Consider the following 18,832-nt stretch of genomic DNA (forward strand, 5'->3'; position numbering starts at 1 on the left):
ACTAGGGAGTGTCTTCGAAGTAGCGTCGTCCGCCCCTTGGGCGGTGCTCGTGGTGTTTGGCGCGTGCGAGCGCAAGGCGGAGGGAGGAGAGCGCAGCGGGCTGCGCCGACGACCGACAACGCAGCGGGCGTGCGTGCCAGACACCACGAGCAAGACGAGACTTCGAAGACACGACCCAGAGCCTGAGGAGGGGTGCGGAAGCGTCCGCGGACCACCCCGCACCAGCGGATCGTCCCGCACCGCCCGCGCTGACAGCGCTCACGAGACCGGAGGAGGAGAGCGCGCTTGCGTCTGCCGCTCCTGGCTCTCCTCGCACGCGGCCCGGCCCACGGCTACGAGCTGAAACAGGACCTTGAGAAGCTCCTGGGCTCCGCGTATCCTCAGCCGAACGTCGGCCAGATCTACGTCACGCTCGGCCGGCTGGAGAAGGCCGGGCTGATCGCCGGCGAGGATGTCGAACAGACGAGTCGGCCCAACAAGCGCATCTACCAGCTCACCGAAGCCGGGCAGGAAGCCGTGCTCGCCTGGTTCGAGGACACGACGGACGAACCACGCGTCCGGGACGAGTTCTTCATGAAGCTCGCGCTCGCCACGCCCTCCGGCATGGCCGACCGCATCGCCCTGATCAACAAGCAGCGGCGCCGGTACCTGAACACCATGCGCGATCTGTCCAAGCTGAGCACCGCCGAGGACGTGGACAACCGGATCGCGCAGCTGCTGATCGAAGGCGCGATGCTGCATCTCCAGGCGGACCTCGACTGGCTGGAGCGATGCCAGGAGGAGCTGGAATGAGTGCTGACGGCTCCGCGGCCCCCGCCGCCCCCGCGCGGACCCCGCTGGTGCGGGCCGAGGGCCTCACCAAGACCCACCACGGCGAGGGCGTCCCCGTACAGGCGGTCCGCGGGGTCGACCTGACCGTCGAGCGCGGCGAGTTCGTCGCCGTCACCGGCCCCTCCGGCGCGGGCAAGTCCACCCTGCTGCACCTGCTCGGCGGGCTCCAGCAGCCCGACAGCGGCAGCATCTGGATCGACGGCCGCCGCATGGACGGCCTCTCCGAAGCCCGCTGGGCGGTGCTGCGGCGCAGCGGCATCGGCATCGTCTTCCAGTTCTTCAACCTCGTCTCCAACCTCACGGTCTCCGACAACATCGAACTCCCCGCGCTGCTCGCCGGGGCCTCGCCCCGCAAGGCGCGGGCCGCCCGCGAGGAACTCCTGGCCGACCTGGGCATGGCGGGCAAGGAGCGCGCCATGCCGGGCGAGCTGTCCGGTGGCGAGCAGCAGCGCGTCGCCCTCGCCCGCGCCCTGGTCAACCACCCCGCGCTGCTGCTCGCCGACGAGCCCGCAGGCAGCCTCGACAGCAAGGGCACCCGGGAGGTCCTGCGGCTGCTGAGCAGCTTCCATCGGCGGGGCCAGACCATCCTCATGGTCACCCACGACGCCCGCATGGCCAGTGCCGCGGACCGGGTGATCAGCTTCTTCGACGGCCGGATCGCCGACGACGCCGACCTGGGCCCCGCCCGCAGGCCCGCCGGCCGGGGCGTCTCGGGCGTACTGGAAATCGACCCATGACGGTCCGCGCCACCCTGCGCTGGGCCCACGCCGACCTGCGCGCGCACCGAGGGCAGGCCGCCGTCACCGTGCTCACCACCGCCGGGGTCATCGCCTCGCTGCTGCTGGCCGCCGCGCTCTTCAGCTACGCCACCAACCCGTGGGAGCGGATCTTCAGCCAGACGCGCGGCGCCCACGTCTGGCTCAGCACCGGTGCCGACGCCGACGTGGCGGCGCTGACCAGGCTCGACGGGGTCGCGGACGTCTCCGGGCCGTTCCCCACCGCCCGTACGACCGCCGAGTCCGGCGGTGTGCGCGCGGCGATCGAGATGCGGGCCGCCGACCCCGAGCCGCCCGAGGCGGGCGCCCCGCTGCTGGTCGACGGGCAGTGGCTGGCTCCGGACGCGCCCGGCGGCATCGTGCTGGAGCGCTCCTTCGCCCAGGCGCTCTGGGCCGACACCGGCGACACGCTCACCGTGCCCGGCGCTGGCGGGCCCCGCACCCTGACCGTCATCGGCGTCGCCGAGACCGCCGAACCGCACTACCGCCCCGGCGAAGGGCCCGGCGTCGGCTGGGTGCTGCCCGCCGCGCTGGCGGGGGCCCCGCAGGAGGGGGCGGGACAGACGCTCGGGCTGCGGCTGCACGACCCGGACGACACCGACTTCATCGTCCAGCGGGCCGTCACCGAACTCGGCGCCGACCAGGTGGCCGGTGTCACCAAGTGGCAGGAGGCACGCGCCGACGCCGAGGAGGGCTACCGCCTGCTCGGCATCGTCTTCGGCCTCTTCGGCTTGGGCGCGCTGCTGGCCGGAGCCCTCGTCGCCTCCGGAGCCATCAGCACCCGTATCCGCGGCCAGTTGCGGGACGTCTCGGTGCTCAAGGCCATCGGCTTCACCCCCGGCCAGGTGATCCGGATCTTCCTGATCCAGCACCTGGCCATGGCACTGCTCGCCGTCGCCCTCGGCACCGGCGCCACCCTGGCACTCGGCTCGCGCATGCCCGGCCGGGTGGGCGAGGCGGCGGCCGTGTGGCAGGAGCTGCCGGGGCACCTGACGCTGCTGCTCGGGCTGCCCGTCTCCGCCGTACTGCTGATCGCGGTGGCCACCGGCCTGGCCGCCTGGCGGGCCGGGCGCGTCTCGCCCGTGCCCTCCGCACGCGGTGCGGGCACGGCACCGGCCGTCGGGCCGCTCTCGCGACTCACCCGGGGCGCCCTCGGACTGCCGCTCGGGCTGTCGGTGTCGTCGATGGCCTCGATCCTCGTACTCGGCTGGCGCAGCGCCTTCCCACGCCGCCCGCAGGCGGCCTCGGCGGTCCTGCGGCTGGCGCTGCCGCTGCTGCTGATCACCGTCGCGCTCAGCGTCTGGTCCACCATGGAGCGCTTCCAGGACCACCCGGAGGAGGTGGGCCTGCCCGCCGCGCTCACCGCCCGCTCCGGCCCCTCCGGCGACCTCACCGAGCAGCAGACACGGCGGCTGCTGGCCGGGCACCCGGACGTCACCGCCGTCCATCCCGGCGCCGAGGTCGACGCGCTCATCCCCGGGCAGACCGGCACGATCACCCTGCGCGCGCTGGGCACCACCGCGCACCCGTACCCCTACGCCGTCGCGGAGGGGCGCCACCCCGACGGGCCGGACGAGGCGGTGGCGGGCGAGGGGCTGCTCGACCTGCTCCAGGCGGACGTCGGCGACTGGGTGCGGATGACCGTCGGCGGCCGTCCGCAGATCCTGCACATCGTCGGCCGCAGCCTCGAACCCGCCGACGGCGGCAGAGTCATCTCCGCCTCCCTCGACACCCTCCGCGAACACACCCCCGGCCTGCGGCCCGACTTCTCCCTGCTGGAGCTACGCCCCGGCAGCGACCCCCGGGCCGTCAGCGCCGAACTGGGCGAACGCGTGGACGGCGGCCTGGAGATCTGGGAGGTCGCCAACCCCGCCGACGGCCTCTCGCCCGCCCGCTGGGGGATCGCCGGACTGGTCGTCGTCCTCGCCCTGATCTGCTTCACCGAACTGCTCACCACGATCGGCGCCTGCGTACGCGACCGGGGCCGGGACCTGCTTGCCCTGCGCGCGATCGGGCTGACTCCGCGTCAGATCAGCGGGGTGGTGGTGACCTCCACCGGCCTGATCGCGCTGGCGGCGGCGGGGGCGGGCATCGGGGGCGGGGTACTGCTGAGCGGCTGGCTCATCGACACCCAGGCCAGACTGAACGGCATCGGCGCGGGCATCGCGCAACTGCCCTCGGCCTGGACGCTGTTCGGGCTCGGGGCGGGGGCCGTACTGGGCGGCGTGGCGTCCGCGCTGCTGCCCGCGGCACGGGTGGCGCGACGGCGGCTCGCGGATTCGCTCAGCGAAACGCTCTGAGAGCTTCTGCGGCACGCCGTTCCCCGAGGGCTGTCCGGTGACTCCCGGTGGGACTTCGGGGCCACGGAGGGGGAGGGAGCCGGGCTGGCGGGCTGGTGACCGACGACGCAGGGGGCTTTCCGGCGAAGCCAGGGCGAGATGTGCTGTAGCTGTCGCGTGAGCCCGGCGGGACCTACGGGGTGGCCCGGCGGGCCTGAGGGAGGTTGGGGGCTGGGGCTTGGCGGGGCCTGGGAAGCCTCGGTCCGCGCTGCCCCGTCGGTGTGTTCCCTGTGCGGGGGCGCGGGGACGTGCGGGAGCCGCTGCGGCCCTGCGCGGCTTGGGGCGGCTGGCGGGCTTGGCAGGGCCTGGGAAGCTCCTGTTCGTCCGTGGTGTCGGTGCCTTCCCTGCGTGCGGTGCGCGGACGAGGCCGGAGCCCCGCGAGCGCCTTCGGCTCGGGGAGGCGGGAGGAGCCGGGGTGTAGCGGGCCTGGGATCTCCCCGGGGCCGGGATGCCGCGACGCGGCACACGGTGCGCCGGACGCCGCGAGCTGCCCGACCAGTGAGCAGGCCGGTCGGCGCAGCGCTCCGGGATCGGCCGCCTGTCGTCGGCCCACGGCTGCCGGGGCGGCGTGGCCCCGCCCCGGCGAGGGTCAGCCCCGGGTGCGGGAGCGGTCCGAGGCCAGGCCCGGCCCGCCGGTGCCGCCCGTCTCGCGGGCGCCGCCGGTGCCCGTCGCCCGCAGCCCCTCGCCGGTACGGAAGTCCGCCACGCCCAGGGTGCGCGCGGCGCGGTCCATCGCGCTGGCGAGCAGCGCCAGGTCCGTCGGGCCGTTGCCCAGCTCCCGGATGGGGCGGCGGGTGGGCGGATCGCCCGAGCGCGCCCAGTCGAGCGGCACCACCGTGGGGCGGAGCGTCGCGGTACGCGGGATGCGGCCCGTCACCCGGCCCGCCTGGAAGGCGGTCACGGCACCGCCGGGGAGCCGCATGATGCCGCGCCCGGGCATCGGCTCCTCATCCTCCCGGCCGGTCAGTTCGATGCGTATCGCCGCGCCCTTGTCCACCGCCGTACGGCCGGTGCGCTCCGGGCGGGCGGACGCGGTGACCAGGTGCACGCCGAGCCGCACCCCCTCGCGCGCCACCGACTCCAGCGCCCGCACGACCGACCCGGAGGCCGGGCGGCCCGGATTGCCGAGCGCCGGGTCGACCAGGGTGTCGAAGTCGTCGACCAGGACGACGAGCCGGGGCAGCGCGGTATCCGGCGCCCCGGCGGGCTCCGGCTCCGGTACGGGAGCGCGCCGCGCGTCCTCGGCCGGGCGCCGGGGCGCCACCACGCGGGGGGCGGTCGCCGGGGCGACCGCTGCCACGTACTCGTCGTACGAGCTGTGCTCGCCGATCAGCTCCGCCCGCCGCTTCAGCTCGGCGCTCAGCGACTGGGCGAACTCGCGCATCCGCACCGGGTCGCCGGCTGTCAGATGAGCGCCCGCGTGCGGCAGTTCCGCACACGCGTGCAGCCCGCCGTCCCGTGCGTCGCCCGAGCCGTCGATCAGGACCAGGCCCAGGCGGTCGGGCCGCTCACCGGCAGCCAGCGAGGCGGCGAGCGCGCGCAGCAGCTCCGTACGCCCCGACCCGGCCGGGCCGGTGATCAGGGCATGGCCGCGGTCCAGCGCCAGATCCGCGCCGACGGGGCCCTGCGGCCCCGCCCCCAGCACGAACGGCGCCCGGCTCGCCGTACGCGGCGCCTCGCCGCGGGCCGAGCCCGACCAGCGGGCCAGCACCGCGACCGGCGTGGCGCGGGCGAGACCCAGCTCGTCCAGCAGGCGGCAGCTCTGCGGCAGGGCGACGGCCGCCGCCCGATGACCCCGCGCGCCGCCGCGACCCGTGCCCTCCGGCTCGCGCAGGGGCGCGAGCGCGCGGGCGAACCGCTCCGCCCAGGCCGCCGAGACACCGTCCATCGAGGCGATCGTGCCGCCCTGCGCGGAACCGGCGGCGCGCCGGACCACCTGGACGGCGGTGGCGACGGCGCCGCTCAGCAGCGCCAGCGTCCGGCACTCGCGGAAAGGGGGCGCGGCGGTGTAGGCAGCCTCTATCGTCGCGTCCAGCGGGGAGGCCGGGGTGGCGGGCGGGGTCTCGGCGAGGCAGAGCACGTGGATACCGGCGGCGGCGCCCTCGCCGGTGAGGCGGGCGACCGCCCCGCGCAGCGCGGCCGAGCCGGGATCGCCGTCCACGACGAGCACGGTGCGCGGCCCGTGGTAGCCGCCCGCGGCCGGTGCTTCCCCGCCCACTGCCGCCCCGGCAGGCCGCGCGGCGTCCGCCGACCGGCCCGGACCCGGCGGCGCGGCCGGGGGCGACGCCTCGTCCAGCCGCCGGATCAGCTCCGCCGTACGGGCCGCCGCCTGCTCGCGGTCGTAGGCGACCAGCAGGCGGCAGTCCTGGCCGCGCGCCGGGCGCAGATGGGGCAGCCAGCCCAGCCAGGCCCACTCCTGGACCCGGCTCTCCACGGCACGGGTCCGGTCCGCCGAGATCAGCACGATCTCCAGATCGCTCGGCGCGTGCAGCGCCGCCAGCTGGGCCAGCAGCGAACGCGCCATCCCGGCCAGCCGCGACCGGGGACCGGCCAGGCCCACGCCGCCCGCCTCCCGCAGGCTGACCGTCACCGGCTCGCCCGAGCCGTCGCTGCGGTGCGCGCTGCCCAGCCGCACCGTCAGCGCCTCCGGATGCTCCGGGCCCCGCTCCCACAGCCGGGGGCCGGGGCCGAGGGTGGTCAGCAGCACCGTGGCCGGATCGGGCCAGCGCTCCTCGCCGCTCCCGGAGGCGGCGGCGCCGGGCGGGCCCTCGCCGTCGGCGCCGTACGCATGGCCGACGAGGGGCTCGCCGAGGCCGCCGGGGGCGCCCCGGGTGTCGTAGCCGTCCGGATCGCCGGAGCCGTGCCGGGCCTCGTCGGGCGGCTCGTCACGCGCCGCGGTGAGCCGCCGTGCCCAGGCGCCTATACCGCGCCCGCGTCTGCGCCGCCGGCCCTCCTCCTCGTCCTCCGGAGGCCCGGGAGGCAGCGCGGCCGGGCCTGCCGGCGCGGCGAAACCGGCCCCCCGGGTGCCGTCGGAGCCGGGGAAGGGACCGCTCGGTGCGTAGGTGTGCGTGGGGACCGGGGGCTCCGCCGCACCCGGCCAGGGGGACGCGGGGCCGGGCGCCGCGCGCGGCGGCGGCTCGGTGCCGCGCACCGGGGTGTCCAGCCGGGCGCTGACCGGCGCGCCGTCGGCCCCGGCCCCGCCGTCGGCCCCGCGGCCGGGACGGGCAGCACCGGGGGAGTGGCCGGGCGCGGCAACGCCCGCGGCGGGCGCCGCCGCGGCGGGCACGCTGCGCGGCGCCGGGCCCCCGGTCAGCCTGCCCCCGGGGGGCCGGGCGGACGGCTGCCCGGTGGCGGCCCCCACCGGCGCTGCGCCGTCGGCGGGCTCCGCTGGAGCCAGCCGCAGATGGCCCTCGCCGTCCGGGGCGGTGGGCACGGCCGGCGGCAGCCCGGCGGGAGTGGCCGCGGCGAGTTGGATCGCCGTCTCCCCGACCCGCAGCACCGCCCCCGGCGCGAGCAGCGCGGGGCGGCCGTCGACCACCGATCCGTCGACCGTCGTGCCGTTGGTGGAGCCGAGGTCGGTCACCGTCACGGCACCGCTGTCGGTGACCGTGACCGTGCAGTGCAGCCGGGAGACGTCCGGATCGTCCAGCGCGACGTCCGCCTCGGCGGACCTGCCCAGCTGGACCCGGCCGCCGCGCAGCAGATGGACGCCGCCCGCGTCCGGGCCGCTCACCACGTGCAGCCGGGCCTTCGCCGCGCCGTACGCCGAGACGGGGACGGGGGCCGCCGGGCCGTACAGGGAGAGCACCGCGCCGTCGATCAGCGGCGGCTCGCCGAGCACCTGGCGGTGCGGGTCCAGCCGCTCGCCGCCCGCGTAGACCGGCGCCGCGTCGTGCGAGGTCTCGGCGGCGGGGGAGCCCTGGGCGGCGGCAGCCGCAGCGGCCGTCGCCACCAGGGAATCCGCCACCGCCGCGAGCGCCGTGCCCGGCGGGGCCGTCACCAGCACGTCGCAGGGCCGCACGGCGGCCTGGCCGCTGCGCGACGCGAGGACAGTCAGACGGATCTGCATCGGCCCCTCCCGGTCCCACCAACGCTCCGTAGCTGGATGCATCCTCGCACCCGGCACTGACAATATGCTGCGCCGGCACTATCTAATGATCTTGGTTTTCCGGCCTGGCGCGCAAGAGTGCCTGATGGGGCAGGTGATCGACCGGTAGCGACCGCGAATGACCGATCCCGTCCGCTTCCGCTTCCACCCCGTCCTGCCTCCTCCACCGGTTTCCCGCCCCGCTCCGCAACCAACCGCCGGCCCCGCGCGTCTAGCCGTGTGGCCGGAAGGCGTCCCGCGTCCCGGAGTTCAGCGAGGGACGCGGCCGGTGATCGTCCCGCGCGGCGGCACTACAGTGTGCGGGATGGCAGGACGAGACAGACCAGGGAGCGCATGACGTGCGGCCGGTAGGCAGTAAATACCTGCTCGAGGAACCGCTCGGTCGCGGCGCCACGGGCACCGTCTGGAGGGCCCGGCAGCGTGAGACGGCGGGCTCCGAGGCGGCCGTCGCCGGGCAGCCCGGCGAGACCGTCGCGATCAAGGTGCTCAAGGAGGAGTTGGCCAACGACCCGGACGTCGTGATGCGCTTTCTGCGGGAGCGCTCCGTCCTGCTCCGGCTCACCCACCCCAACATCGTGCGCACCCGCGACCTGGTGGTCGAGGGCGATCTGCTGGCGCTGGTCATGGACCTGGTCGAGGGCCCGGACCTCCACCACCACCTGCGGCAGAACGGGCCGTTCTCGCCGATAGGCGCGGCGCTGCTGACCGCCCAGATCGCGGACGCGCTGGCGGCCAGCCACGCGGACGGCGTCGTGCACCGGGACCTGAAGCCGGCCAACGTGCTCATGGCCGAGGGCGAGGACGGCATGCGCCCGCTGCTCACCGACTTCGGCATCGCCCGGCTCGCCGACTCACCGGGGCTGACCCGCACCCAGGAGTTCGTCGGCACACCCGCCTACGTGGCGCCCGAGTCCGCCGAGGGCCGCCCCCAGACCTCCGCCGTCGACATCTACGGCGCGGGCATCCTGCTCTACGAACTGGTCACCGGCCGCCCGCCGTTCAGCGGCGAGAGCGCCCTCCAGGTCATCCACCGGCACCTGGGCGAGGAGCCGCAGCGTCCGCCGGGCCTGCCGGACCCGCTGTGGACGGCCATCGAGCGCTGCCTGCGCAAGCGCCCGGAGGAGCGGCCCAGCGCGGAGAGCCTGGCCCGCGGGCTCCGTACGATCGCCGCCGGGATCGGCGCGGGCGCCACCCCCGAGCAGGCGCGCGCCGCGCTCGGCGTCGCGGCGCTGCTGGCACCGGACCCGCAGCCCGCGCCCGTGCCGGAGGGCCAGCTCAGCGGCGACGCCGACCCGACCCAGGTGCTCCCCAGCTCCGGCCACGGCCCGGGGCAGGGCGGCCAGGGGCCGGGCCACGACCCGAACGCCGCGACGAACGTGCTGCCCCAGTCGGGCGGACCCGGCGGCCGCGGCCCGGGGGCGCCCGCCGACCCCACCCAGGCCCTGCCGCCCGTACCCGGCGGCCCGCCGCCGCAGCCGGACGGCCCGCACCCCTGGCAGAACCAGATGCGGGCCGCCCGCGACCGCAACGAGCAGACGCAGGTCCAGCCGCTCGACCCGAGCCTGGACCCGCTGCGCCGCCGCCCGCAGCGCCAGCAGCCGCCCCCGCCGCCGCCCCAGCAGCGCCAGCAGTACGCGCCGGCGCCCGCACCGCCGCCCCGGCGCCAGCAGCCCGCGCGCCGCCCCGCGCAGCCGGAGCCGCAGCGGTACGAGCCGCCGCGCCCGCCCGCCCCGCAGCCGCCGCCGCAGCGGCGCGAGCCGCGGCAGCGCGGCGCGAACCCGATGCGCATCCCCGGGCTGGGCTGCCTCAAGGGCTGCCTGTTCATGGTCCTGATCCTGGTCGTCATCGGCGTCCTGGTGTGGAACTTCACCCCGATGCCCGAGTGGTGGGCGGAGGGCAAGAGTTTCTGGGAGAAGACGAAGGACCTCTTCGGGGAGGTTCGGGACTTCTTCGAGAGGCTCGGGTGAGCGGCCGAACGGGGGCCGGAAGGGGCCGTAGGTTCGGCGATCTCAGCGATTTATCGACTTCCCCGTGGTAAATCGCTCGCAGAAGTGACATTTGGCACCAGTATTGGGTCCCCGACGGGCCCGCGACGCGTAGCTTGTCGCCGTGACGCTCTGACGCACCCTGCTCCGCGGCGGCGGAGCTGTTTCGTGCGGCTCACTCGGCACGGTCGGCTCACTCGGCTCCAGCGAGGGACGGATGGTGGCACGGAAGATCGGCAGTCGCTACACCGCTCACCAGATCCTGGGACGCGGCAGCGCGGGCACGGTGTGGCTCGGCGAGGGCCCCGAGGGCCCGGTCGCCATCAAGCTGCTGCGCGAGGACCTCTCCTCCGACCAGGAACTGGTCGACCGCTTCGTCCAGGAGCGCGCGGCACTGCTCTCGCTGGACCACCCCCGGGTGGTCGGCCTGCGCGAGCTGGTGGTGGACGGGAGTGATCTCGCCCTCGTCATGGACCTGGTGCGCGGCACGGATCTGCGCACCAGGCTGGAACACGAGCGGCGGCTCGCCCCGCAGGCCGCCGTGGCCATCGCCACCGACATCGCCGACGCCCTCGTGGCGGCGCACGCGGCGGGCATCATCCACCGCGACGTCAAGCCCGAGAACGTCCTGCTCGACGCGCACGCCCCGGCCGGTCCGGGCGGCGCGCCGCCCGCCCTGCTCACCGACTTCGGCGTCGCCAAGCTGATCGACTCACCCCGCCGTACGGCCGCCCTGCGCACGTCCGGTGCCGGGGGCGGGGGCCAGTCCCCCGGCGGCGCGGTCTCCTCGTCCCAGGGCCCGCGCGGCATCATCGGCACGCCCGACTACCTCGCCCCCGAGCTGGTCGAGGGCCTGCCGCCGCGCGCCGCGGTGGACATCTACGCCCTGGCCACCGTCCTGTACGAGCTGCTCGCCGGGTTCACCCCGTTCGGCGGCGGACACCCCGGCGCGATCCTGCGCCGGCACGTCACCGAGCGGGTGGCGCCGCTGCCCGGCATCCCCGACGACCTGTGGCAGCTCATCCACCAGTGCCTGGCCAAGGCCCCGGCCTCCCGCCTGCGCGCGCCCGAGATGGCCGCCCGGCTGCGCGAGATCCTGCCGGAGCTGGCGGGCTACCCGCCCCTGGAGATCGACGAGCAGCCCGACGAGCCGTACGAGGAGCCGCCCCCGGGCCGTTCCTCGGCCGGTGCCCCGGCTGCCGCCGATCCGGCCTCCGGGCACCTCGTACGGGGTGCCGTGCCGCTGGTGGAGACGAGCACCGGGCCGGAGTCCAACCGGGACACGCACACCTCGATGCGGGTACCGGGTGCGGACGAGCTGGCGGGCGGCGCGCACGGCACCGCGCGGGCACCCCGGGAGACGGGCGCCCGCCGGGCGGGCTCCGCACGCAACCGCGCCGCGCAGGCTGCGGAGCTGCGGAGGCGGCGGGTGCGGCTCGGCGTGGTCGCGGGCGTGCTCGCGCTCGCCGCCGCGCTGGGCGGCTGGCTGGCGACCTCCGGCGGTGACTCCTCCACCCGCCCCGCGCCGGTGGTCCAGCAGTCCGCCGGCCCCTGACCGGCTCCTTGACCGGCCCCGCACCCGCGGGGCCGCGGGTCCCGTACGCAGGCGCGGCAGCACCCGTGCGGTCAGCCGTTAGGCTGGACCCGTGGCAGTCGTCGATGTATCCGAACAGCTGAAATCCCTCTCCTCCACCATGGAGTCGATCGAGGCAGTCCTCGACCTGGACAGGATGAGGGCCGATGTCGCCGTGCTCGAGGAGCAGGCCGCGGCCCCCGACCTCTGGGACGACGCCGAGAACGCGCAGAAGGTGACCAGCAAGCTGTCCTATCTCCAGGGCCAGCTGCGCAAGGCCGAGGAGCTGCGGTCGCGTATCGACGATCTCGAGGTGCTCTTCGAGCTGGCGGAGGCCGAGGACGACGCCGACGCGCGCGCGGAGGCCGAGGCCGAGCTGGCGTCCGTACGCAAGACGGTCGACGAGCTGGAGGTCCGTACGCTGCTCTCCGGCGAGTACGACCCGCGTGAGGCGGTCGTCAGCGTCCGGGCCGAGGCGGGCGGCGTGGACGCCGCCGACTTCGCCGAGCAACTCATGCGGATGTACCTGCGCTGGGCCGAGCGCCGTGGCTACCCGACCGACGTGTTCGACATCTCCTACGCGGAGGAGGCGGGCATCAAGTCCGCCACCTTCGCGGTCAAGGCCCCGTACGCGTACGGGACGCTCTCCGTCGAGCAGGGCACGCACCGGATGGTGCGGATCTCGCCGTTCGACAACCAGGGGCGCCGCCAGACCTCCTTCTCCGGTGTCGAGGTGCTGCCCGTCGTCGAGCAGACGGACCACATCGACATCCCGGAGAACGAACTGCGCATCGACGTCTTCCGCTCCTCCGGCCCGGGCGGCCAGTCGGTCAACACCACCGACTCGGCGGTCCGGATGACCCACCTGCCGACGGGCATCGTCGTCTCCTGCCAGAACGAGAAGTCCCAGATCCAGAACCGCGCCGCCGCCATGCGCGTCATGCAGTCCCGCCTGCTGGCACACCGCCGCCAGGAGGAGCAGGCCAAGATGGACGCCCTCAAGGGCGACGGCGGCAACTCCTGGGGCAACCAGATGCGTTCCTACGTGCTGCATCCGTACCAGATGGTCAAGGACCTGCGCACGGAGCACGAGGTGGGCAACCCACAGGCCGTGCTCGACGGGGACATCGACGCCTTCCTGGACGCGGGTATCCGCTGGCGCAAGCAGCAGGAGAAGTCGACCGACTGACGGCGGCGCGCGCCGAGGTATCCGGCTGGTAACGATTACCCGGCGCCGCGTGGCGCCCAGGCCGCAACTCCGTCCGCTCACAGGACACTTCCCCGCTCGCGGCAGCCGCCGAAACCGGGACAGAACGTTTCGGCCGGCATGCGGTCGACGTGTCGACACTCTGGCCTTTCCGGGACGAACACCCCTGCTGGCAAAGCTGTTTCATGGGCCACGTAGTAGCCTGCGAGAGCACTGGAGAGGCCAGGTTTCCTTCGGTAGCGGGGTGTCGTAAGAGACACACTCCCTTCACCGGGGGCGCTTGGTGCTCGCTTGACGATGGTGTGAAAACTGGGAAAGCTGTTTGCTCGGCAGGCGTGTGACTGGGAGTACGTGCGGGCCGGAGTGAGCGTGGTAGCCGACCTAGCGGCGGCTCGCAGCTCAAAAGCCCGGCGTGTGATGGCCATTCACACAGCTGCCCCACTGACGATAGCTACTGGGGGTAGTTGGCAGATGACCAATTCCAAGACGCGGCTGCGCGTTGCGCGGATCGCGGCCGGCGCGGTGTTCGCGGCGGGCGCTTCGCTCACCGCCGCGGGGGTGGCCCAGGCGGTCAGCCCGAGCGAGTCGGCGGGCGACCAGGTGTCGACGAAGTCCGGCGACTCCGTCGGCCTCACCGAGGGCACCCTGGGTATCAACGAGGGCGCCACTGAGGGTGACTCCATCGGCGTCATCCAGGGCGGCGACGGCGGTGCTGATGACGGTGGCGCGGTCGAGGGTTCGGACGACGGCGGTGCGGTCGAAGGTTCCGACGACGGCGGTGCGGTCGAGGGTTCCGACGACGGGGGCGCGGTCGAGGGTTCGGACGACGGCGGTGCGGTCGAGGGTTCGGACGACGGCGGTGCGGTCGAAGGTTCCGACGACGGCGGTGCCAGTGGCAACGGCGGGAACGGCGGCAACGGCGGGAACGGCAACGCCGGTGGCAACAGCGGCGGCGGCGACAACGGCGGCAGCGGGAACAACGGCGGCAGCGGCAACAGCGGTGGTGGCGGCGAGGAGCCGGCCACCATCGGTGGTGGCAGCGGCGGGGGTGGCGGCGACGACACCCCGACCTGCGAGCTGAGCGAGTCCGAGGTGGACTGCGCCGAGGCCGGTGGCACGAAGCCCGAGCAGGGCGGCACCCAGCCCGTCGGCGATCAGAAGCCGAAGGAGGAGCTGGCCGAGACCGGTTCCGCCGAGACGACCTTCCTGCTCGTCGGCGCGGCGACCATGATCGCGGGCGGCGTCGGCTTCCGGGTCATGCCGCGGATGCTCAACCGCCGCGCAGCCGCCGCCTGAGGCGTGCGCACAGCGCGATAGCAGCTGAGAAGCAACGGCCGAGGGGCCCGGGACACGCGAAGTGTCCCGGGCCCCTCGCCCTGTCTTGCCCTGTCCCGGCCCGTCTCGTCGCGCTGGGTGACGCCGCCGCTACGCTGTCGCGACCCGCTGGGCCAGCACGGCCACCGCTATCAAGGTCAGCAGGAGGGCGACCAGGGCACCGGGCGTGAGCGCGGCGAGCGGCCCGCTCTCCTGGTGCAGTCGCGCCCGGTGCGCACGGCAGACGGAGCAGCGCCCCTCACTCACGGGACCCGCGCAGTTGGCACACACCAGTCGGTCGCATGTCATGCGATCTCCTCCTCAGCCCGCCAACGCCTTCGGTGGGTGAATTCGTTCCCCGCCGGTCATCCGCCGCCGGTCTCCACTTCCACTGTGCCAGGTGCCGATACGGAGTGCAGAGGCGCGGTACGGACCCGGCGGCCGGCGGACCCCGGGAGCCTCTCGCCGGGATTGTACGAAACGCACCGCGCAGAAACCCCCGCACACCGGACGCCGACTGCGCAGCACGCAGCCCGTCGCGTAGGGTCGCCCCACCGAGGGGAGCCGTCGGCGGCTTCCCATCTTGTCCCTACCCAGGCCGACGTGGTGCAAAAACCGTGATCCGATTCGACAACGTCTCCAAGTCCTACCCCAAGCAGAACCGCCCCGCGCTCCGCGATGTCTCGCTGGAGGTCGAGCGCGGCGAGTTCGTCTTCCTGGTGGGTTCTTCCGGTTCCGGCAAGTCCACCTTCCTGCGGCTGCTGCTCCGCGAAGAGCGCGCCACGCATGGCCAGGTGCACGTGCTCGGCAAGGATCTGGCCCGGCTGTCGAACTGGAAGGTGCCGCAGATGCGCCGTCAGTTGGGCACCGTCTTCCAGGACTTCCGGCTCCTGCCGAACAAGACGGTCGCCGAGAACGTCGCGTTCGCGCTCGAGGTGATCGGCAAGTCCCGCGGGCAGACCCGCAAGACCGTCCCCGAGGTGCTCGATCTGGTCGGGCTCGGCGGCAAGGAAGGCCGGATGCCCGGCGAGCTGTCCGGTGGTGAGCAGCAGCGCGTGGCCATCGCCCGTGCGTTCGTGAACCGTCCGATGCTGCTGATCGCCGACGAACCGACGGGCAACCTCGACCCGCAGACGTCCGTCGGCATCATGAAGCTGCTCGACCGGATCAACCGCACCGGAACCACCGTGGTGATGGCCACGCACGACCAGCAGATCGTCGACCAGATGCGCAAGCGCGTCATCGAGCTCGAACAGGGCCGTCTCGTACGCGACCAGTCGCGCGGTGTCTACGGCTATCAGCACTGAGCTCACGCAAGCAGGAACGCAGGAAAGGACGCCATGCGCGCCCAGTTCGTACTGTCGGAGATCGGTGTCGGTCTCCGCCGCAATCTCACGATGACCTTCGCGGTGATCGTCTCGGTCGCCCTCTCGCTGGCCCTGCTGGGCGGCTCGCTGCTCGCCCGCGACCAGGTGAGCACGATGAAGGGGTACTGGTACGACAAGGTCCAGGTGTCGATCTTCCTCTGCAACAAGAACGACGCCAAGACCGAGGCCTGCGCCGGAGGGGCCGTCACCGAGGCGCAGAAGAAGAAGATCAAGTCGGATCTGGACGACCTCGACATCGTCGAGAAGGTGTACCACGAGTCGGCCGACGAGGCGTACAAGCACTACAAGGAGCAGTTCAAGGACTCTCCTTTGGTCGATTCGCTCACCCCGGACCAGATGCAGGAGTCGTACCGGATCAAGCTCTCCGATCCGACGAAGTTCAAGGTGATCAGTTCCGCCTTCTCGGACCGCGAGGGGGTACAGAAGGTCCAGGACCAGAAGGACCTGCTCGAAAACCTCTTCAACCTCCTCAACGGCATGAACATCGCCGCGCTTTGCGTCATGACGCTGATGCTCGTCGTCGCGCTGCTGCTGATCATCAACACCGTCCGCGTCTCCGCGTTCAGCAGACGGCGGGAGACCGGGATCATGCGCCTGGTGGGCGCGTCCGGCTTCTACATCCAGCTGCCGTTCATCCTGGAGGCGGCGATCGCGGGGCTCATCGGGGCGGGCTTCGCCTGCACGCTGCTGCTCGGCGGCAAGTACTTCCTGATCGACAACTGGCTCCAGGACAAGATCCCGCTGATCAACTTCATCGGCTGGGACGCGGTCGCCCAGGTGCTGCCGCTGATCCTCGCGGTCGGCATGCTGATGCCCGCCGTGGCAGCTTTCTTCGCACTCCGCAAGTACCTCAAAGTGTGACGCAGGACGCGGGTGCCGTGCGCGCAACTGCCGTTGCGGCACCCATGTCTGGCCTAGACTCCGCAACATGTCGGGCACGTGGAAATTTGTGCGCCCCCGCCAAGCCTGTCGCGGGGCCGCCCTGACACTGGTCTTCGCCGGCGTGCTGGCGACCGGTGCGGCCACCAATTCCTGGGGCGGCGAGACGCACCGCGACGCGGCCGACCCGGCCGGCCACCGCGCCCCCGTAGGCGGCGGCGACTTTGCGGGCGAGCCGTCCCCGGCGGCGGACGCCCCTCCGGTGGGCGGCGGCGAGCAGGCCGACCCCCGGGCCGTCGGCCCGGACGGCGCGCCCGACGCCGCGGACGAACTGGTGAGCCGCAGCGGAGACCGCTGGTCGGCCGCGTACAGCGCCCGCGAGTACGAGAGCTTCGAGCGGACGCTCAGCGGCGAGTACGTCGGCACCGGCATCTCCGTGCGGCGCGGCAGCGACCCGGCGGGCCGCCGGGTGATCGAGGTCTCCCGGGTCCAGCCCGGCAGCCCGGCCGAGGAGGCAGGCGTCCGTACGGGTGACCGGCTGCTCGCGGTGGACGGCCGGGAAGTGGTGGGCCTGCCGGTCACCGAGGTGGTCGCACTGCTGCGCGGCGCCGCAGCCGCGGAGCCCGGCGAATCCGCGAAGACCGCCGAGTCCACGGAGCCCGCCGAGGACGCCCGCCCCGCGCCCGCCTCACGCCTGGGCAGCACCGTCGAGGTGCAGCTGGAGCGCGCCGGCGGGTACCGTACCGAGACACTGCGCCGCGCGCTGCTGAGGACCTCGGACGTCACCTCCGAGCAGCTCTCCCCCGAGGTGACCCGGATTCGGGTCGCCCGCTTCACGGAGGACTCCGGCGCCCGGGTGCGCCGCGCCGTCCGCGCCGTACCGGACGGCAGCGGCATCCTGCTGGACCTGCGCGGCAACTCCGGCGGCCTGGTCGACGAGGCCGCCGACGCCGCCTCCGCGCTGCTGGACGGCGGCCTGGTGGCCACGTACGACGTGCGCGGCCACCAGCGCGCCCTGTACGCGGACCGGGGCGGCGACACCGAATCACCGGTCGTCGTGCTCGTGGACGGCGGCACGATGAGCGCCGCCGAACTGCTCACCGGGGCGCTCCAGGACCGGGGCCGGGCCGTGGTGGTCGGCTCCCACACCTTCGGCAAGGGGTCCGTCCAGGTACCGCACCGGATGGAGGACGGCTCGGTCGCCGAGCTGACCGTGGGGCGCTACGCGACGCCCGCGGGCCGCTCCGTGCACCGCGAGGGGCTGGCCCCCGACCTGGTCGTACGCTCCGGCGGGGAGGCGGAGTCGCGGGCGCGGCGGGTATTGGGTGGCCTTGCGGCGGGCTCGTAGTGGAACATGGCCTGGTTATGGCTAAAGAGACGGGTCGCAAGTTCATCGCGCAGAACAAGAAGGCGCGGCACGACTACCTCATCCTGGACACGTACGAGTGCGGTCTCGTGCTGACCGGGACGGAAGTCAAGTCGCTACGGCAGGGGAGGGCCTCGCTGGTCGACGGCTTCGCCCAGCTGGACGGTGCCGAGGTGTGGCTGCACAACGTGCACATCTCGGAGTACTCGCAGGGCACCTGGACGAACCACAGCGCCCGGCGCAAGCGGAAGCTGCTGATGCACCGGGCCGAGATCGACAAGCTGATCGGCAAGACGCAGGAGACCGGCTTCACGCTGGTGCCGCTGTCCCTGTACTTCAAGAACGGGCGCGTCAAGGTCGAGCTGGCGCTCGCGAAGGGCAAGAAGGAGTACGACAAGCGGCACACCCTGCGGGAGAAGCAGGACCGCCGGGAGGCGGAGCGGGTGATGTCGGCCGTCAAGCGGAAGGAGCGCTCCTGAGCGCCTGCCCGCCCGGCGGACGCCGAGCCGCCCGGGAATGCGCTGGCACTCCCGGGCGTTGGTCACGTAGGATGGTGCCAGCACCTCCCGAGGTGCGGTGTTTGTCAACTCAACATGGGGATGATCGGTTTCGACAGCGGATGTCGAAGCAGGGGAAGCGAGCCGAGGAACGCGGCAATGATCTCGTTAACCATCTGCCGCAAAAAAATAATCGCCAATCAAAAGCGCGATTCCTTCACCCTCGCTGCCTGAGCAGCGACCTGTGAAGTGCTGGCCCGGGGATGTTCCCGCCCCGGTGTCCGGTATCATTTAGGGGACTCACCGCGTAAGCCCGGTCACGGGGTTTACCGGGACATTTCACAGTGACTGAGCCCGTCGGAAACTTGTCCGTGTGATTTCCGGGGCTGAGAAAATCGTAGCGGACTGCGCTCGGAGAAGCCCTCCTTCCGCTCCGTTGGACGCGGGTTCGATTCCCGCCATCTCCACCATGTATGAAGAGGCCCCTGGTCTGCGTTTCGGCGCGGACCAGGGGCCTCTTTTTTGCGTCTGTATTTGCGCCTGCACAAGGGTCGGGGAGGGGGAGCCGT

13 protein-coding genes and 1 other RNA gene are annotated in these 18,832 nt (G+C 73.5%); 12 read left to right on the forward strand and 2 right to left on the reverse strand.

Annotated elements, in window-relative coordinates:
• Nucleotides 1–285: 285 nt before the first annotated feature.
• From H299_RS0100155 to H299_RS0100165, 3 genes are read left to right on the forward strand one after another with little or no spacing between them, the layout of a single operon-like run.
• Nucleotides 286–792, forward strand: a complete 507-nt coding sequence (locus tag H299_RS0100155; RefSeq protein WP_027746757.1) for a PadR family transcriptional regulator — start codon at nucleotides 286–288, stop codon at nucleotides 790–792.
• On the forward strand, nucleotides 789–1,568 hold the full coding sequence (locus H299_RS0100160) for an ABC transporter ATP-binding protein (RefSeq protein WP_027746758.1): 780 nt from the start codon (nucleotides 789–791) through the stop codon (nucleotides 1,566–1,568). Before H299_RS0100155 ends, H299_RS0100160 begins: the two co-directional genes overlap by 4 nt.
• Nucleotides 1,565–3,907, forward strand: coding sequence for an FtsX-like permease family protein (locus H299_RS0100165; protein WP_027746759.1), 2,343 nt, complete (start codon nucleotides 1,565–1,567; stop codon nucleotides 3,905–3,907). The genes H299_RS0100160 and H299_RS0100165 overlap by 4 nt, the downstream gene beginning before the upstream one ends.
• Before the next feature lie 628 nt (nucleotides 3,908–4,535).
• Here the strand turns inward: H299_RS0100165 and H299_RS31335 are convergent.
• Entirely contained in the window at nucleotides 4,536–8,015 is a 3,480-nt protein-coding gene (locus tag H299_RS31335; protein ID WP_078512347.1) for an FHA domain-containing protein, read from the reverse strand.
• Nucleotides 8,016–8,392: 377 nt separating this feature from the next.
• Between H299_RS31335 and H299_RS0100180 the strand changes: the two genes are divergently transcribed.
• From H299_RS0100180 to H299_RS0100195, 4 genes are all read left to right on the forward strand, one after another.
• Nucleotides 8,393–10,021: a serine/threonine-protein kinase gene (locus H299_RS0100180; protein ID WP_027746760.1), complete on the forward strand. Its 1,629-nt coding sequence runs from the start codon at nucleotides 8,393–8,395 to the stop codon at nucleotides 10,019–10,021.
• Nucleotides 10,022–10,259: 238 nt separating this feature from the next.
• Nucleotides 10,260–11,594: a serine/threonine-protein kinase gene (locus H299_RS0100185; protein WP_027746761.1), complete on the forward strand. Its 1,335-nt coding sequence runs from the start codon at nucleotides 10,260–10,262 to the stop codon at nucleotides 11,592–11,594.
• Between the two features lie 91 nt (nucleotides 11,595–11,685).
• Complete coding sequence (gene prfB, locus H299_RS0100190) at nucleotides 11,686–12,801, forward strand: peptide chain release factor 2 (RefSeq protein WP_027746762.1); 1,116 nt, start codon at nucleotides 11,686–11,688, stop codon at nucleotides 12,799–12,801.
• 489 nt (nucleotides 12,802–13,290) lie between these two features.
• A complete protein-coding gene (locus H299_RS0100195; protein ID WP_027746763.1) occupies nucleotides 13,291–14,115 on the forward strand; it encodes an LPXTG cell wall anchor domain-containing protein in 825 nt (274 codons plus the stop codon).
• 129 nt (nucleotides 14,116–14,244) lie between these two features.
• On the opposite strand, the gene H299_RS0100200 is transcribed toward H299_RS0100195, so the two are convergent.
• A complete protein-coding gene (locus H299_RS0100200; RefSeq protein WP_027746764.1) occupies nucleotides 14,245–14,442 on the reverse strand; it encodes a hypothetical protein in 198 nt (65 codons plus the stop codon).
• 308 nt (nucleotides 14,443–14,750) lie between these two features.
• On the opposite strand from H299_RS0100200, the gene ftsE reads away from it, so the two are divergent.
• From ftsE to ssrA, 5 genes are all read left to right on the forward strand, one after another.
• A complete protein-coding gene (ftsE, locus tag H299_RS0100205; RefSeq protein WP_027746765.1) occupies nucleotides 14,751–15,440 on the forward strand; it encodes a cell division ATP-binding protein FtsE in 690 nt (229 codons plus the stop codon).
• Between the two features lie 33 nt (nucleotides 15,441–15,473).
• The gene (gene ftsX, locus H299_RS0100210) at nucleotides 15,474–16,382 is read left to right on the forward strand and encodes a permease-like cell division protein FtsX (protein ID WP_027746766.1); all 909 of its coding nucleotides are present in this window, start codon (nucleotides 15,474–15,476) and stop codon (nucleotides 16,380–16,382) included.
• 67 nt (nucleotides 16,383–16,449) lie between these two features.
• Nucleotides 16,450–17,748: a S41 family peptidase gene (locus tag H299_RS0100215; protein ID WP_027746767.1), complete on the forward strand. Its 1,299-nt coding sequence runs from the start codon at nucleotides 16,450–16,452 to the stop codon at nucleotides 17,746–17,748.
• A gap of 17 nt (nucleotides 17,749–17,765) precedes the next feature.
• Nucleotides 17,766–18,245: an SsrA-binding protein SmpB gene (gene smpB, locus H299_RS0100220; protein ID WP_027746768.1), complete on the forward strand. Its 480-nt coding sequence runs from the start codon at nucleotides 17,766–17,768 to the stop codon at nucleotides 18,243–18,245.
• Nucleotides 18,246–18,361: 116 nt separating this feature from the next.
• Nucleotides 18,362–18,733: a transfer-messenger RNA gene (gene ssrA / locus H299_RS37850) on the forward strand.
• Nucleotides 18,734–18,832: the final 99 nt, after the last annotated feature.

The organism is Streptomyces sp. CNH287 (assembly GCF_000424825.1).